Annotated in this window: 14 protein-coding genes, 2 pseudogenes and 1 riboswitch; of the genes and pseudogenes, 3 read left to right on the forward strand and 13 right to left on the reverse strand. The window is 60.5% G+C overall.

Annotated features, from left to right (window positions below; genetic code table 11):
• Positions 1-18: 18 nt before the first annotated feature.
• The 11 genes and pseudogenes from EN808_RS19195 to EN808_RS37800 form a co-directional block, all read right to left on the reverse strand.
• Positions 19-801 (reverse strand): annotated as a pseudogene (locus EN808_RS19195) (sensor histidine kinase); the annotation flags it as partial.
• A 29-nt stretch (positions 802-830) separates the two neighbouring features.
• Positions 831-1,463: an Hsp20/alpha crystallin family protein gene (locus EN808_RS19200; protein WP_126057616.1), complete on the reverse strand. Its 633-nt coding sequence runs from the start codon at positions 1,461-1,463 to the stop codon at positions 831-833.
• A gap of 531 nt (positions 1,464-1,994) precedes the next feature.
• Positions 1,995-2,219, reverse strand: coding sequence for a DUF982 domain-containing protein (locus EN808_RS19205; protein ID WP_245454712.1), 225 nt, complete (start codon positions 2,217-2,219; stop codon positions 1,995-1,997).
• Between the two features lie 627 nt (positions 2,220-2,846).
• On the reverse strand, positions 2,847-3,662 hold the full coding sequence (locus EN808_RS19215) for a hydroxymethylpyrimidine/phosphomethylpyrimidine kinase (RefSeq protein WP_135916639.1): 816 nt from the start codon (positions 3,660-3,662) through the stop codon (positions 2,847-2,849).
• Positions 3,653-4,258 (reverse strand): thiamine phosphate synthase, encoded by a 606-nt coding sequence (locus EN808_RS19220; RefSeq protein WP_135916640.1) that lies wholly within the window; start codon positions 4,256-4,258, stop codon positions 3,653-3,655. The genes EN808_RS19215 and EN808_RS19220 overlap by 10 nt, the downstream gene beginning before the upstream one ends.
• Entirely contained in the window at positions 4,255-5,028 is a 774-nt protein-coding gene (locus EN808_RS19225) for a thiazole synthase (protein WP_135916641.1), read from the reverse strand. The genes EN808_RS19220 and EN808_RS19225 overlap by 4 nt, the downstream gene beginning before the upstream one ends.
• Position 5,029: 1 nt before the next feature.
• Positions 5,030-5,230 (reverse strand): sulfur carrier protein ThiS, encoded by a 201-nt coding sequence (thiS, locus tag EN808_RS19230; protein WP_135880790.1) that lies wholly within the window; start codon positions 5,228-5,230, stop codon positions 5,030-5,032.
• Positions 5,199-6,200, reverse strand: a complete 1,002-nt coding sequence (gene thiO / locus EN808_RS19235; protein WP_135916642.1) for a glycine oxidase ThiO — start codon at positions 6,198-6,200, stop codon at positions 5,199-5,201. Before thiO ends, thiS begins: the two co-directional genes overlap by 32 nt.
• Positions 6,197-8,032 carry a phosphomethylpyrimidine synthase ThiC gene (gene thiC, locus EN808_RS19240; RefSeq protein ID WP_135916643.1) on the reverse strand — a complete coding sequence of 612 codons (1,836 nt, stop codon included), beginning with the start codon at positions 8,030-8,032 and terminating at the stop codon, positions 6,197-6,199. Before thiC ends, thiO begins: the two co-directional genes overlap by 4 nt.
• A gap of 103 nt (positions 8,033-8,135) precedes the next feature.
• Positions 8,136-8,252, reverse strand: a riboswitch (TPP riboswitch).
• A gap of 121 nt (positions 8,253-8,373) precedes the next feature.
• Positions 8,374-8,601 (reverse strand): hypothetical protein, encoded by a 228-nt coding sequence (locus tag EN808_RS19245; protein ID WP_245454713.1) that lies wholly within the window; start codon positions 8,599-8,601, stop codon positions 8,374-8,376.
• Positions 8,602-9,263: 662 nt separating this feature from the next.
• A complete protein-coding gene (locus EN808_RS37800; protein WP_306283303.1) occupies positions 9,264-9,725 on the reverse strand; it encodes a hypothetical protein in 462 nt (153 codons plus the stop codon).
• A gap of 898 nt (positions 9,726-10,623) precedes the next feature.
• Between EN808_RS37800 and EN808_RS37040 the strand changes: the two are divergent.
• From EN808_RS37040 to EN808_RS19265, 3 genes and pseudogenes are all read left to right on the forward strand, one after another.
• Positions 10,624-11,146: pseudogene (locus EN808_RS37040) on the forward strand (SMC-Scp complex subunit ScpB).
• A 533-nt stretch (positions 11,147-11,679) separates the two neighbouring features.
• Positions 11,680-12,330 (forward strand): DUF433 domain-containing protein, encoded by a 651-nt coding sequence (locus tag EN808_RS19260; protein WP_126057624.1) that lies wholly within the window; start codon positions 11,680-11,682, stop codon positions 12,328-12,330.
• Positions 12,331-12,334: 4 nt separating this feature from the next.
• Complete coding sequence (locus EN808_RS19265) at positions 12,335-12,712, forward strand: DUF5615 family PIN-like protein (RefSeq protein ID WP_126057625.1); 378 nt, start codon at positions 12,335-12,337, stop codon at positions 12,710-12,712.
• A 21-nt stretch (positions 12,713-12,733) separates the two neighbouring features.
• Here the strand turns inward: EN808_RS19265 and EN808_RS19270 are convergent, their stop codons facing one another.
• Together EN808_RS19270 and EN808_RS19275 are read right to left on the reverse strand one after the other, a co-directional pair.
• Entirely contained in the window at positions 12,734-15,367 is a 2,634-nt protein-coding gene (locus EN808_RS19270) for an ATP-binding protein (RefSeq protein ID WP_126063810.1), read from the reverse strand.
• Positions 15,364-16,488 carry a DNA repair exonuclease gene (locus EN808_RS19275; protein WP_126057626.1) on the reverse strand — a complete coding sequence of 375 codons (1,125 nt, stop codon included), beginning with the start codon at positions 16,486-16,488 and terminating at the stop codon, positions 15,364-15,366. The genes EN808_RS19270 and EN808_RS19275 overlap by 4 nt, the downstream gene beginning before the upstream one ends.
• Between the last annotated feature and the right edge of the window lie 11 nt (positions 16,489-16,499).

The raw sequence follows: 16,499 nt of genomic DNA on the forward strand, positions 1-16,499 counted from the left end.
GCATCGTAGTAACGGTTTTTACGCCGCTCGCGGCACGCGCGAGGTGAACGTCGCCCGGGTGACCGACACGCTGGTGCCGTCAATATCGCTGATAATCTCCACCCTGGCCTCCAGTTGTTTCACCAGTGCTTCGACGATGGCTGTTCCAAGTCCGGTAGCCGGTACGTCGTTGGCGATCTTGCCGACGCCATTGTCCGAAACCGTCAGTTTCCAGTCACTGCCCGCGGTCTCGTAGCTCACCTGGATGCGAGCGCCGGTTCTCTTCTTGGGGAAAGCATATTTGATGGCGTTGAGCACGAGTTCGGTGACAATTAGTCCCAGACTGACTGCCCTTTGCGAATCTATCCTGCCGCCTTCGGCCATTACGGTGACCGTGATCGGCTGGGCTTCGCCGACCATCGACGAGGCGAGGCTGCTGCACAATTTCGGTAGGTAAGAGCCGACATCGATCTCGTCGACGCCGGCGGAGGTGTGGAGATGGCGTTGCACCTCGGCCACGGACAGAACGCGCTGATGGGCGTCCTTGAGATGCTGGCGCGTCTCTTCCGACGTCACCGAGCGTGCCTTCAGCAACAGGATCGAGGCAATGATCTGCAGGCTGTTGGCAACCCGATGCTCCATCTCGCGCAGCAGGACGTCTTTCTGCCGAAGCAGGTCTTCGGTGCGACCGAGCAGTTCTTCCTTCTCCCGCTCGATGATACGACGGGCCGTTATGTCATTGAAGGCGAGAAGGATGGTGATGGCCGAACTATGGTCGTAAAGCACCTTGCGGGCATTGAGCAGCATGGTGCGACGGCCGATCCGCGTTCCTGAGCCATGCTTGCCTCCCTCTATCCCTTGATCTGGATCTTCTTCGGCCGATCCGCCTCCGGCCGGTGCAACTCGACTTCGAGCAGCCCGTTGGCGAAACGCGCCTCGACCCGTTCCGGGTCGACGCGGAATGGCAATTGCACTGTCCGGGAGAAGGTCCCATAGGCGCGCTCACGGCGGTGCCAGACGGATTTCTCGTCCTCCGTTCGAGGCTCGCGCGTTCCCTTCAATGTCAGAATGTTCTCGCGCACCGTGAGGCCGATTTCGTCAGGTGATATCCCCGGCAGTTCCGCGGCCACCGCCACGCTGTCCTCGCCAGTCCAAAGATTGATCGGCGGAAACTCCTGAGCGGCGCTGGCGGTCAGCCCGGCCAAACGCTGGTTTACTTCCTGTTGCATGCGCCGCATTTCCACAAACGGATCGAACCCGATGCGGCCGAAATCCGACAAAAGCATGTACATCCTCCTATGATTCACGACCTTGCATGATTGCCACGCGCGACACGTGCGTGCGCACCGGAAGCGGAATCGATCGATGGCAACAGGAGGGGCGATCAGCACAGAGACCGAGCGGCCCGATCGCGCAACCTCGCAGAATGCGAGAAAGAGGGGTTCGGGCAGACGCCGGAACACATCCTCCTTGCGAAGCGACATGAACCGAACTCGATCCACCGTAGGGCCGGACCGTCATTCCCGTGCCAGGACCCGATAGCGGCATCCGGCTTTATCATTAGGTGGCCCCAAATGGCCTTTCACGAGGTGATCTTTGACATTCCACCAGTCACCTCTTCGGCAACAGCGGGGTCCCTTCGAATCCGTAGCCACGTTGCCTCTAGTCGCTGATTTGGCTTCCCTTTGCGCAACTGTCGGGATCGACGAAGCGTCCCGAATTGCACCGCGGTTCGATCAACTGATCGCAGGCGACGCGCCGCATCGTCATGGTAGCTGACGAATGAATCGGCATGACACGTCGCAGTGACCGAGACATCAAGCCAGCACCTATGTCGGCTTGCCGCAAGTCAAAAGAATCCAGCCCTGCGTGCCGCGTTCGCTGACCTTCGCCAGTGACGCCATTTGCATTTCGGCCGGACAGATGGGCACAGACATGTGCAATTCCCGCATCGCCCATTATTGGAACTCACAAGGCGGCGTTCTTTCCGTCTTGGCGAGCAGCGGGCCAACGCGTTACCGGCGGTGATCTTCCTGCAGCTTTAAATCAGTCGCCACCAACGACGAAATCAGATTTGGCCAGCACGCCGGCAATCCTGGCAAATCCCACAATGCTTGCCGCGCCTGCTCGGGTGTCATCTGTCCGGCGATCGCTGCGTTGCTGCTTCTCACCGCGCAACTGAATACCGGTCCCCGACGCGCTTTTGGCCACTGATTCAGGAATACGAGCGCTTCGCGCACTGTGTTGATGTCGTGACGACGTCGTTGGTCTTAACCTGGACCGGCGATAGGAAAGCCAGACCGGTTATTCTTACCTCCCTGCGATCGCACGCTGGATCTTTCATTCGGTGGTTGGTTGCGTGACAGGTTTCGAACGTTAGGTCTTGTTTTCTCTGGAAGATCGGGCTGTACGACATAATCCAAATGTTGCGACGCAGCGAAGGCTTCTGCTGGTTCCCGAGTTGAAAAAGCCAGTTGCACCTGGATGAGTGTGTCGCCGCCACCCAATAGCCCATCAGATGTTCAATGGCAGGCGGCGTCCGACGCTCGAACAGCAAGCGCCACGGCCGGCGGGTAGCCGATGCCACAGCTTTGGAGCTGCCCCGGATACTATTATAAGACCGATTGACGCGGGGCTCGACGCGTTTGCGGCAAATAAGCTCGAGTGTGGACAGAGATGTGACGTTCTATTGAGTCGCTGACCCAATCGGTAGCGACCTGGTGATCCACGCAACCAATTCCGGTCGTTTCTGTCACTAAGAACTCGATATTCGCTATTTGCACCTCGAAAGTCGCATAATTGGCAGTGAGAAACTCAACGCGTTGTGAGGATGGCATAGAGAAGCAGTAGCCCCTTCTCTAGTCTCGCTACGGGAAAAATTCTGGAAAATGGGTCTGCTTGGCTGGACGCAGAACGCTGTGGTTATTCAGCCGGCATTTCTGAAGCCTCTCCAAGACAAACAGCTTGCCTTCGCGCACGCTGTCTTCGAGCGGCTTCGGCTTCGCCAGATGCGCCGCAATCGCGCTGGCCAGCATGCAACCTGTCCCGCGCATCGATGTGGCAAGGCGCGGTGCATCGAAGCGGATGGGTTCGTGCCCGGAGCGTAACAGAATATCGGTCGACCGGGTTCCCGACGCATGCCCACCCTTGATCAGCAGGGCTTGAGGGCCGGCGGCCAGCAGTCTTTTTCCTTGTTGGAGCGCTCCGTCCTCATCCACTGCCAGTTCGGAGCCACTAAGGAGCGCCAGTTCAGGGAGGTTGGGCGTGACAATGCAGCAAAGCGGCATAAGATCGCGCTTCATGGCAGCGATAGCGCCTGCTTGCAGAAGTGCGCGGCCTGAGGTGGAGGCCAGCACAGGGTCGAGTACTGCGGGGACATGCGGAAATTTGCGCAGCACTGCGGCAACGGCAACAATGATCTTGGCAGTCGCCAGCATGCCGATCTTGATTGTGGCCACGTCGTTGGCCTGCAGCGCGGCGCACATCTGATTGGCCACCAGGCTAGGTGGCGGATAATAGATTTCGATCACGGCGTCATGCGTTTGCACCGTTAGCGCTGTGACGGCGAGACAGGTGCGCACGCCAATGGCAGAGATCGTCTCGATATCGCGTGCAATTCCAGCACCGCCACTGGAGTCCGATCCACCGACGACAAGCACATGTGGTTCTCGCCTCAGCGCCATTGGTCCGTCTTTTCGATCCATTCTCGCGTGCGCGCCTCGGGGTCGTCGTTGAGCGTGATGTCGGTCACCACCGCCGCGCTGTCCGCGCCAGCCGCAAAGACACCGTCGAGCCGCTCAGGGTTGAGGCCACCAATGGCGACCAATTGAAACGGCGCGACCTGGCGCTTCCATTCGCTGATCCGTTCGACCCCTTGCGGCGCCCATTTCATCTTCTTCAGGATGGTCGGATAGATGGGTCCAAGCGCTATGTAGTCAGGCTCGGCGGCCATCGCCGTTTCCAGCTCCTGATGATCATGTGTGCTCAGTCCGAGCCTTACGCCGGCTGCCCGTATCGCCAAGAGGTCAGCGGTCTGCAAATCCTCCTGGCCGAGATGTATGAAGTCGCAGCCTTCCTCGATCGCCAGCCGCCAGTAATCATTGATGATCAGCTGGCACCGGTATCGAGCGCACAAAGCCTTCGCTGAGCGGATCTCCGCGCGTAATCCGGCCTCATCCATGGTCTTTATGCGAAGCTGAACCAGATTGACGCCGAGCGGCACCAGCCGCTCGATCCAGGCAGCGCTGTCGACGATCAGGTAGAAGGGATCGAGCTTCATGAAAAAACGGCCCTGCCGATCGTCGGCGTCGATGGCACGGCGACGTCGCGCGGTTCGAGCATTCCTGAGCTGAAAGCCTCACGACCGGCCTCGACCGCCTTGCCGAAAGCACGCGCCATGCCGACGGGATCGGCCGCCCTGGCGACCGCCGTATTCAGCAGCACGGCGTCAAAGCCGAGTTCCATGACGGTGGCAGCGTGCGACGGCCGTCCCAGCCCCGCATCCACGATCAGGGGGACGCCTGGGAAATGTCCGCGAATCGAGCGCAGCGCCGTCATGTTGACCGGTCCCAAGGCGGAACCGATCGGTGCGCACCACGGCATCAGGACCTTGCAGCCCGCTTCCAGCAGCCGCTCGGCGACGACGAGATCGTCGGTGGTATAGGGGAATACCGCAAAGCCGTCCTCGCACAGGATACGGGCGGCTTCGACCAGGCCGAACACGTCCGGCTGCAGCGTGTCGTGGTTGCCGATCACTTCGAGTTTGATCCAGGTCGTGCCGAAGACCTCGCGCGCCATGCTCGCGGTGGTGACCGCTTCCTTGACGGAGTGGCAGCCGGCCGTGTTGGGCAGGATTCTCGTGCCGAGCGAGCGGATCAGCGACCAGAATTTTTCGCCGGCCCTGCCGCCCGCCATCTCACGCCGCAAAGAGACGGTCACCACCGACGTGCCCGACGCCCTGACTGCATCGGCAAGGACGGCCGGCGAAGGATATTGAGCCGTGCCGAGCAGCAGGCGGGATTGAAGCGTCGTCCCCAGAAGGTCGAACATGCTAGCCTCCCTGCATGGGCGAGAGGATTTCAATCCGGTCGCCTTCGTTCAAGCAGAACGCCGTCCGGCTGGCTTTGTGCACCAGGTCGCTGTTGACGGCGGTGGCGAGCCAGTCGCCCTCATAGTCGAGCGCGGCAAGCAATTCGGCTAGCGTGGTGGCGGTGGCAACCTCACGCGCTTCGCCGTTGACGGTCAGTTTCATGAGCAAGCTCCTTGGTTCTGTCCTGGCTGAAAACCAGGTCGGCGGCCTGGCGCGCCATGGCGGGGGCGAGGAGAAAACCGTGTCGATAAAGCCCGTTGATCGCGATGATCCCGCCGTTCGTTTCGACCCGCGGCAGATTGTCGGCAAAGGCCGGACGAACGCCGACACCGGTTTCGACGATCTCGGCCTCGCCAAAGGCCGGGTGGAGGGCATAGGCGGCACTCAGCTGCTCCATCATCGAACGTGCCGTCACCGGACCGGCGGACTGGCTTTCAACCATTGTCGCGCCGATCATGAAACGGTGGTCGGCGCGCGGCACCGCATAGAGTGGAAAGCGCGGATGCAGCAGCCTGACCGGGCGAGACAGCGAGATATCAGGCGCGCGCAGGATCAGCATTTCGCCGCGAACGCCGCGCAGCCTGTCATCGGCTGCTGCCATTCCCGTGCAGTCGATCCAACGATCGAAACCGGAAATCCGCCTGATATCGACATCGAACTGGAATTCGACACCCATGGCCGACAACCTGTCATGGAGTGCCGCCATCGCCCGGCGCGGGTCGAGATGGGCTTCGTCGGGGAACAGCAGCCCGCGGCGAAAGCGGCCGGCAAGGTCGGGCTCCAGGAACGCGATTTCATCTCCGTCGACACGCCGATGCCCCCACGTGCGACTGGCGAACCGGTCAAGCTCACCGGCATCTCGCGGCATGGCCACGACCAGTGTTCCGGCCCGTGTCACCTGATCCGGCAGTGCCGCATCCCACCAGTCGGCGGCGACGCGTCCGAGATCCAGCACCGGCTGCTCGGCGCTTTCACGCTCGCACCATGGCGCCAGCATGCCGCCGGCGAACCACGAGGCATTGCCGCCAAGGGTCTGCCGGATCTCAGCGACTGTGACCGTCGCGCCGCGGGCGGCGAGTTCGAAGGCGGCGGTGAGGCCGGCGACGCCGGCCCCTTTGACCAACACCCTCATGATGGCTCCGGCGCCTCTGGCATGAGCGCTACGCCGGTCTCGTCAGCCGGCATGTAGAGATCGCCGCCCTCGCGGTATTTCGCCGCCATCGCCGCCATGCCTTCCTTCTGGGCTTCGGCGCGGATGTCGTGGGAGATACGCATGGAGCAGAATTTCGGCCCGCACATCGAACAGAAATGTGCCAGCTTGTGCGCCTCCTTGGGCAAGGTCTGGTCGTGGAAGGACCGTGCGGTTTCGGGGTCGAGCGACAGGTTGAACTGGTCCTCCCAGCGGAACTCGAAGCGCGCGCGCGAAAGGGCATCATCCCTGGTTTTCGCTGCCGGATGGCCCTTCGCCAGATCGGCTGCATGGGCGGCTATCTTGTAAGTGATCACCCCAATCTTGACGTCGTTGCGGTCGGGAAGGCCGAGATGCTCTTTCGGCGTGACGTAGCAAAGCATTGCGGTGCCGAACCAGCCTATCATGGCGGCACCTATCCCTGAGGTGATGTGGTCATAGCCCGGCGCGATGTCGGTCGTCAGCGGCCCCAACGTGTAGAACGGCGCCTCACCGCACACTGCGAGCTGCTTGTCCATGTTCTGCCTGATCTTGTGCATGGGGACATGGCCCGGGCCTTCGATCATCACCTGGCAGTCCTTTGCCCAGGCAATCTTGGTGAGTTCTCCAAGTGTTTCCAGTTCGGCGAATTGCGCCGCGTCGTTCGCATCGGCGATTGAACCGGGACGAAGGCCGTCGCCGAGCGAGAAGGAAACGTCATAGGCTCTGGCGATGTCGCAGATCTCCTCGAAATGCTCGTAGAGGAAGCTCTCCCGGTGATGGTGCAGGCACCATTTGGCCATGATCGAGCCGCCGCGCGAGACGATGCCCGTGACCCGGTCGACGGTCAGCGGTATGTAGTGCAGCCGCACGCCGGCGTGGATGGTGAAATAGTCGACGCCTTGCTCGGCCTGCTCGATCAGCGTGTCGCGATAGACCTCCCAGTTGAGGTCCTCGGCGATGCCGCCGACCTTTTCGAGCGCCTGATAGAGCGGCACCGTGCCGATCGGCACCGGTGCATTGCGCACGATCCAGTCGCGGATGTTGTGGATGTTGCGGCCGGTCGACAGGTCCATCACCGTATCGGCGCCCCAGCGGATCGCCCACACCATCTTTTCGACCTCTTCGGCCATCGACGATGTGACAGCCGAGTTACCGATGTTGGCGTTGATCTTCACCAGGAAATTTCGCCCGATGATCATCGGTTCGCTCTCGGGATGATTGATGTTGGCGGGAATGATTGCGCGTCCGCGCGCCACCTCGTCGCGCACGAATTCGGGTGTGACGAAATCTGGGATCGCCGCGCCGAAGGCTTCGCCGTCGCGTTGCAGCTTGCCGCGCATCACCTCGCGGCCGAGATTCTCGCGGATGGCTACGAACTCCATTTCTGGCGTGATGATGCCGGCGCGCGCATAGGCAAGTTGGGTCACCGCCTTGCCCTGCTTGGCCTTGAGCGGCCGATTGCGTATCGGAAATTCCGGTGTCAGGCGCTCGCCGGTGGCGAATCCATTGTCTTCCGGCCGGACGTGGCGCCCGTCATAGGCTTCGACATCGCAACGCGCCGTGACCCATTCGTGGCGAAGCCGGGCAAGGCCTTTTTCGATGCTGGTTTGGACTGATGGATCGGTGTAGGGGCCGGACGGATCGTAGACGGTGACGGGCGGTTCGCCGGCCGTCGGATGGACGGAAATCTCGCGCATCGGCACCCTGATCTGCGGGTAGAGGACGCCGGGCTTGTGGATTTTCCGCGAGGCGGGCAGTGGTCCCGTCGACACGGCGGGGGTGAGGGCATTCATCGTGAGGCTCCTTTGCTCATGCATTGGAGACCCAGTTCTGTGCCGGAAGGATGAAAAGACGCTTCTGTAGACCTGCTGCAGCAGGACCTCGGGCGTAAACTCCCGCAAAGCGCTTGCACCGTCCCTACGCCAGTATGAACTGGATCAGGTTCAACGGGTCACTGCGCCGCGAAAGCCAGCAGTATCTCAGCCCCTTACCGGGACTCCCCTGGTGAATGCCTCAAGTTGAATGGGCCGGTGCTGCTTTGTCAAGCGCCTTCGGGCGCCTTCGGGCGCCTTCGGCCGGTGGCGACGTCCGGCGGCCGGCCGAGCGGAGAGCTCGCGCATGCATCGGGGACAAGTCACGCCCCGTAGACCAGGGCTGGAATGGCCAAAGTCTCATTCGCTTCGTGAAGGATGGAAAAACTGTATCGGCCATGTGCGTCGAGATCGACCGAGTAGCTCAGGCGGTCACGGATGTGGTTATCCTGGTCGAAGGCGACGATTTGCGGCTTCAGCGAGGTGATTTGCACCACGTCCAGGTAGATGGAGTTGCAGATATGATCTGGTCGTCGGGCTGGCAGGTGCAAGCGGCCGCTCTATTCAGGATGCGGCATCGGCGGCGTTCCCGATACCAATGATATCTTGCGGGCAACTTATGCAATCACCGGCTTCGTAAAACCCGACGGCGGCGGCCGTGTCCTGGCGCTGAGGATGTGCCGCTGTTCCAGCAGAGAAATCGCGTGGGCGCGGAGTTTTCGCTCTGCGAGGAAGAGTTGACGCAATCGTTTAGCTTGCTTGCAGTTCGTAGAGACCCGCCTTTGAAAGCAACTAAGCTATTGCATTGATATGTTGGTGCGCGATCGATCGCTACATAGCCGGCCGCCATTATCCGAGTATTGATCCGCCGGTGTTCGTGTTGCCGTATATGGCAATCCCTGCGAGATCGTCGCGGCCGGATCGGCCGCACCCTCTAGTCATAAAAGGGGAAGCGACCGAGAATTCCGCTGCCGAAAACTTCTCTGGCTTGGCTATGCATGCGGTAGATGAGATCGCCGCCTACCGCGACCTGGTCGAGGAAGGCATCGACGCCCAGTTCGGACAGCCTGGTTATCGCAATGCGTTAGCGGCTCAGACTTGCGGTCTCGAGAGCGGCCTTTGGGGGTCACCTCTTTTTTGTTTCAGAGGTTGGAAGACGGCTGCTCGTTACCCAATAGAAATGGCGACTACGGAACGCGATCGATCGCGGCCATCAGGAAACACCTGTCTTCGGCTCAACCTCGACATGGCGTCCGATCGACCGCAGATATACAGCTATCTCGTCCATGAGATGATCGCGTTCGCCGTAGATCTCAGCAATCCTGCGCAGCTGTGGCTCGACGGACCTCCGTTGCGCCGGCGTCAAATCAGCATCGCCAAAGACATATCCCAAGTTGCCAATCGCGCAAATGTTGCAGCCGGCCTCCACAACTGCTTGCACGAATGCCGGAATGTCTTTTTCTTGCATAGTCTTCATGTCGAACCTCTCGTGAATGGCGTGCTTGCGCGCCCATGCTGCCTTTTCAGCGTGTCCTCTGGGCGGCGCAAGCCTTGAGCGTAATTGTGCCGGGCAACCTCGACTATCCCGTCTGCCACGCTCTTTAGAGTCGGTGGGGTCTGGTGATTGCAGGCTGGGCCACTCAAAAGCCTGCAAGAAGAAAGTCATGGCGACCATTGCTCAAGATCGCGAGGGTGCGTGCAAGACCTTCCGTTGGCAGTCATGCACGCTCACCCAGCAACTGGGTATTGAGCAACTGGGTCTCACGTCGCGGGTCTCGTGTGCTTCACAGCCGAAAATAAGGTACCACCGTGGCTATTCTCAAGTGCAGGCTACCTCTTCAGGACACGGCGGAGTGCCTTCCGACGCACCCCTGGTGCAACGTGCGACCTAACGAGACACATCTCGTTCGCGTTCCCTCGACCTTTCTTCGTATTGCTGCTTGCCCTGCGATTTCAGGCCCTCTGCTAGCTTCTCGGCCGCTCTTTGGCCTGCAATGTCACTATTCAAGATCATATCCGACATCCCTGGATGGTCATAACCGTAATGCGCATGCAGTTTCCCTCACGAGCAGCGCCTATCCGTCGATTAGTTCGTCTTCCGGAACCCGAAGCCCTTTTTATCCGGCGTACCTATCCACCATTCAACCGGTATACCTTTCCCAACTTTGGCGGACCATTTACCTCAGGCATGATCATCTCGCGTGACATTTTTTTTTGGCGCCATCATCGCACGTGGCATTTTCTAAAAACCAAGACGTGTCAATTTGTAAAATCAAGGATGCGGCCGCGCCCGTTGCGAGGATTTGCAGGTAGCTCTTCAGCCCCAACACGATGTGTGAGGCGGCGGTGGAAAAGGCAACCGACGGCGTCGACGCGTCCTTTGATGATCGCAAGCGATATGCTTCGTCGCGAGCCCAGATTGCGGTCTCGGGCACAAGGCGAGATCACAGTTCTGCGATCTGTGGTAACGCGAGCCCGCAAAGCGCCGCTGCGGCCACCGCTTTTGGAATCTGGACGAGATTCGTCGTCGTCTGAGATCAGTTGATCGAGCAGTTCGCGCGCGCGGGACGCGCTTGCGGTGCAGTCTCTCCCGCGAGCTCGCCCGTGACCTTCTCATCGACGACATCCGAGAGCTGCGCGGACGGCCCTATGACCTCGTCGCTGTCGCCGGCGGCTGGAAGCACCTGACACGGCCGGCCTATGCCGATGCCATCCGCGCCTGCGGAAGCAGCGGGCGTGCCGTGGACCTGACGTGGTCGGACGTGCTGATGCTGATGTGCATCGGCACTTCCAGCCGATTACCCGCGCCGAATTGTCGTCGGTTTTCGGGAAGTAATCAGTCGCGACCTGATCGGCCATCTGCGGCACCGGCCTGATCGCGTCGAACCCGCGCAGTCCGACGCCCGGCGCTCCCTACACCTATGTGACGACAAAAGCGTCCTGCTCGAGTTCGGCCTCGACACGCTTCGCGATCTCCCGGACTGCGAGGCGCTCGAGGATGCCGGGCTGCTGAGCAGAGATGAGCTGCTTGCTGGTGAAATTATGCCAGAGTTGGCTAGTGGCCATGAGGATGCGGGTTTGGATACGGAGGAATAGCTTGGCGCTGCAGACGCTGTGGCCACCGGGCTTGCGAGTGCTTCCAGCTTTCCATAGCGAATCTAGCGCGCCCAAGGGCGTCCGAAATTTGTAGGCAAATTTCGGACATGGACACGGTCAGCGACGTCAAGCAGGCAGCGGTATGCGGCCTCTGCACCGCTGTCGCCCAAAAATTCGTGGCCATGGGCAAGCCCCACTTGAGACCCCCAGAGAGAACGCTCGTGAGCGATGGAAACGGTTTTGGTCCAAAGCTTGATACAGATGGCCTGCAGATGGGTGTAGGGTTTCAAAGCGCTCGAAGACGCGCCTTCGCAGAGTTAAAAGTCCGCGACGAACTCGTGTGTCGTTTGTCGCCAACTGCAAATTCGATAGTTAGCGCAATTATACTGCGCCGAGTCTGCCATCTCGAGCCCCAAGGGTTTGTGAGGCCTCTCGGCTCACCACCGCCTTTGCTAACCGCCGTGATTCCAAAGACGCGTGCCTTTACGGAGGGGGTCAAACGGCCTATATTATTCTTTATAAGGAGAAGAATAATGGGCACACTTGCTCGCATCTACACCCCCGCAGAGGCAGCCGCCGTCAGCGGGATAGGAATCAAGGCCGTGCACAATGCGATCGACAAACGCATTGTCGATACTGTGCCAAGCACTGCTCGGCGCATCGGTGGGGTCGTCCGACGGGCATTGACCGGCGAGGATTTGCTGCGGCTCAAGCTTTGGTATGGCGTGGGTGCGACATTGCCCGCTGATCGTCGCTACCGCCTGTTCGAGGAAATCAAAGCTGCCCCAAGGGCCAAGACCGTAAGGGCCGACGACCTGCTGATCGTCGACGTCGCCGAGGCACGTAAACAGCTCAAAGCGCGCATCGTGGATCTTGATGAAGCGGAGGCCGCCATCGGCCGCGTTAAAGGGGTGATGGGCGGAGAGCCTGTCTTCAAAGGAACCCGCATCCCTGTTCGTATGATCACGACGATGCTAGCGCAGGGCGCAGATGAAGCGGAGGTTCTGGAGGGATATCCGAAGCTAACGCCGCGCGTGATTGAGCTCGCCAGAATGTGGGTCGCCGCGCACCCGGTTCGTGGGCGGCCTAAGAAGCTGGTCGAGCAGGGCGTGAAAATAAAGTCGTCGAAGCGCGTGGTTTTGAAGGGCGACCCAGGTCCGTCGGCCAGGTCGAGACGCGTGTGACCTCGTGAGGTTTCTGATCGATGAGTGCCTGCACACGTCTCTGGTTGCGGTAGCCCAAGAACGCGGACATGAAGCAAACCACGTCAACTGGCTTGGGCTAAGCGGCGAAACCGACTGGGACCTCATGCCGCTCATTATCGATGAGGATTTCACCTTCGTCACCAACAATGCTAAGGACTTCAGGAAGCTCTATGCCAAAGAACCGGTTCACGCCGGCCTGATTATCGTCGTCCCTCAGGTCGGGCCTGAAAAACAGAGAGAGCTCTTCGATGCTCTCCTCGAGGATCTTGGCCCAGAGGAATTCCTGATTAATGAAGTTATCGAAATCGAGATCGAAAACGGCATTGCAATCGTAACACGATACGATCTGCCGTCGCCCTAGCTGAGGCTGCGCGATCTCCGCTTATGATCGACCCGGTTGCCAGTCGCTCATCTGCAAAATGTTACCGCCGAGTTTTGCAAACGCGCGTTGGCGGCAGGAGAAAACGAGAATCTGCTGATCGTGTGATTGACGATGCAAAGCGTCGAACATGCGCTCGATGCGGTCGTCATCGGAATAAACCAAAGCGTCATCCAGGATAACCGGTGTGGGTCGGCCGTCGCGGGCAAGCAAACGGGCGAAGGCCAGACGTGTCAGAACCGAAAGCTGTTCTCGCATGCCGCCACTCAACCTATCGACATCCTCATCCTGACCATTGCGGCGAACGGTCTGTGGCAACAGTGTGTTCTCGTCGAACACTATGGAGATGTCATCGAATAGCAATCCAAGCAGCGGTCGCAGCTCGGACATGACCGGCTTCAGATAAAGATCGCGTGCCGTCGAGCGCGCAGCGACCAGCGTCGTGCGCAGCCGGTCGAGGACGGCTTTTTCGAATTCGAAGCGTCTCGCTCGCTCTCCAGCGATTTCCAATTTTTCTGTGGCCTCGCGCAAAGCTTCTTCCACCGCGTCGTCGGACCGAGTGCGAATATGGCCATTGAGATCGGCCAGGGTTACACGCAACTGACTTGCTTCCTGTGTGGCGGCATCCTGAACCGAACGGGCGCGGCGCAGAACGGCTTCAGCGCTGGTGAGATCGCGAGCGCCGTCGCGCAGGGGAGCAGCGCGCATTTCGGCCGCTTCGCGCAGCTTTTGTCGTGCGGTGGCCTCGGTGAGCAGCAAGCGCCCCTTTTCCTCGCGCGCTGCATCGGGTCCCAATATGACCTCGAGGCTGGTCAGTTCCGCCTGGATGGTGACATAAGCCGTCTCCGCAGCCATGACAGCCTCGTCGGCATGGCTGCGCAAAGGCAAGGCCTCGCGCACGCTGTTGCGTGTTGTCGCCACACGCTGCTCGGCTGCGGCATGATGTTGCCGGATCTGTTCTGGATCGACTTTGAGTTCGAGGTCCCCGGCCCCGAGGGCACTCAGACGAGCAAGCTCCTCGTGTAATTGCTGTATCCCCTTGGGCGCGAGATCGGCAAGTCGCTGACGCGCCAAGCCCAGTTCGGTAGCTTTGTCGCGCGCTTCCACTAGGCGCTGGCGTGCCGTCCTGAGGCTATCGACACCGAGGGACGCAAGCAGGCTGCGGTGCTTCGCTTCGGCGTCTTCGATGGTCCGGTCGGCCTGCTGCGGCCGATTCGATCGCAGGGTCAAGGCTCCGATGCCGGCAATATCCAGGCGTACGGTGCCAGCAAAGCTTTGGTCTTCTGCATGGGGCAAGGGCTTGGCATCGATGGTCACCAAATCGGCGGCGCCGTCCCGGTATTCCATGCATAGCGTCGGCAGGGTTGCCAGGTGAGCTGCACGAAGGCTGGCGATCTCGATTTCGAGCGCCTGGAGTTGCTCGACAGCTTGTTCCGGCACCGCCAGCATCGCCAGTGCTGCCTCTCCATCTTCGATCTGGGTTCTGGCGACTTCGGCTTGTTTCAACCGGTTGTCCGAGCCGGCCAGTTGTTCGGCAGCGTCACGCGCCAAAAGAGTCGCATCCAGCCGCGCGAGCAATTCGCGTGCTTCGCGCTCTTCCAGTTCGGCTGCTTGAACTTCGCCCATCGCTTGTTCGTTTTCGGCAATGGCAGAAGCGCGCCGATCGAGAACCTCACTGCGGCGAAGCTGCGCAATCGTCGACTGCTGGCGCAAATCCGTGGCTCGTTTGAGCGCGGTCCGAAAACTATCGAGGGCCTGCTGCGCCGCGTCGTGGTGAATTGCGGCAAGGGCAGCTTCCGCCTCGGCGGCTTTCAAGGCTTCGCTGTGCGATTTGGCGGCCTCGACTGCGGCTTCCGCGGCCGAGATGGCTTCCCGCCGAGTGGCGCCTTCTTCGGGGTTTTCAAGCTCAGACAGACGCGCCAACGCCATGCGCCGCTTGTCGAGCGAATCGCGCAGACCGGTGACTTCGGCGCTGAGACGCTGCTCGTCTTTCACCAGCTTGTCACGCTCGTCGAGCGCTGCCGCATAGAGACCGCCGCTCTTGGGACGCAGCGTTGACGTAACCAGGCTATAGAGTTCTTCTTCACATGCCGCGGCGATTTCGGCCATGCGTCGCCCGCCGGTCAGGGCTTCAACTTCCCCCTGAACCGAGGACAGTAGGCTTTCGCGCACGCGTTTTTCGCCGTCCTCCTCGCTTTTGCTGCGCCTTTCGATGCCGGTGACCCCTTGGCGAACCCAGAGCAATCCTGCCGGTCCTGCGCTTCCGCCATGGATTAGTTTGCCGATAAAGGCTTCGGCCTCATCGGCTTGAGCCAACAGTCGCCCGCCGTCGAGGTCAATAACGCTGGCCAGCCTGCCGCCATAAAACTGCTTGGCAAGTCGATAGCGTCCTTCTGAAGTGGTGATGTCGGCCTCCACCACCGGATTGCCCCCACTGTAAGGCCGCAACAGTCGCACGCCTTCGGGTGTGCCCGTGTGAGGCTGGAAAAAGAGTGCGTGCAGCGCTTCGAAGAAGGTTGATTTGCCGAACTCATTGACCGCGCAAAGCACGTTGACGCCGTCGCCGATGTTTTCGATGGCGACGCCTTGCCCGGCGAACCGTTTGACGTTGTGGAGCCGAAGGGCCGTAAGTTTCATGATCCCATCGCCTCGCAATAGCTGAACAACCGAACCAGTGCTTCTCGCGATATGTCGCGTTCGACAGCCGACCGGGTTTCGTCGCTGCTTTCATCCAACAGTGCCTGCGCTGCCTCGCGAAGGGCACCAGAGCGGTCGATCCGATCCAAATCGCCACTTTCGCAGTCGGTCGCGAGCCCGTCCCCGTCCAGTTCCAGATAGGCGAAGTCGGGCGCGGCTACCGCGATCGCCGCTTGAAGGATCGTTCGCCCACTTAACCGCACCCGGCCAGACGCGGCAATTCGCAGCAAAGTCTGACGCCGCAGATGAGCCGGTGGAAGCAACGCTTCAAATGCCGCGGCGCTGTCGTCGCCAGACAGCAGATGCAGGGGAGCGGTTTTCCAGGAAAAGCTAGCTGTTTCAACGGCCACGATCTCGGGCACGGCGCCAGGCCCGGCAATGGAAACGACAAGGGCCTGACCGGGTGTATCATGCTTGAAACGGTCAGGTTCGGGCGCACCGCTATAACGGCTGCGCTCATTGATGGTGACGGGTCCGTGCCAGTCGCCAAGTGCCAGATAATCGAGGCCGGCCTTAGTCGCGCGATCTGGTGCAATGACATCGGACGCTGCTGAATCTTCGGAAAAGTTCTGAATAGCGCCATGAGCAAGGCCGAGCCGGATGGCGCCTTGCGGCGTCGCGGCGCTGTTCATCCACTCGGTAAGGTCGCGACCGGGTCTGCGGGTGGTGCAAGGTGCAGGCAGCAGCGCCACGTCCGCGCCAATGGTCAGGGTTTCGGGCCGCGTCGCCAGCAGGACATTGTCCGGCACAACGCTGTCCGCTGCACTCCACAATTGATCAGCCAACAGGGAATCATGGTTGCCAGGCAGCAATATCCAGCGCAGAGGCGCGCTCTGGCTCATCTCGGCCATGGCCTGCCGCAACATCGCTGGAGTGGGCGTTTCGGTATCGAACGTATCGCCGGCCAGAAGTATGGTGGATGCACCATGGACGCGTGCCTGCTCTGCCAGCCGGCTGATCGCGCCATGGCGCGCTTCACGGAGCCGCCCGCGCAGATCCTCTGGCATGTTGCCGAACCGCTTGCCGATATGAAGATCGGAGCTGTGGATGAATCGAAACATGGAGTCTCCGA

Source organism: Mesorhizobium sp. M8A.F.Ca.ET.165.01.1.1, from assembly GCF_004792065.1.
Classification (GTDB): domain Bacteria; phylum Pseudomonadota; class Alphaproteobacteria; order Rhizobiales; family Rhizobiaceae; genus Mesorhizobium.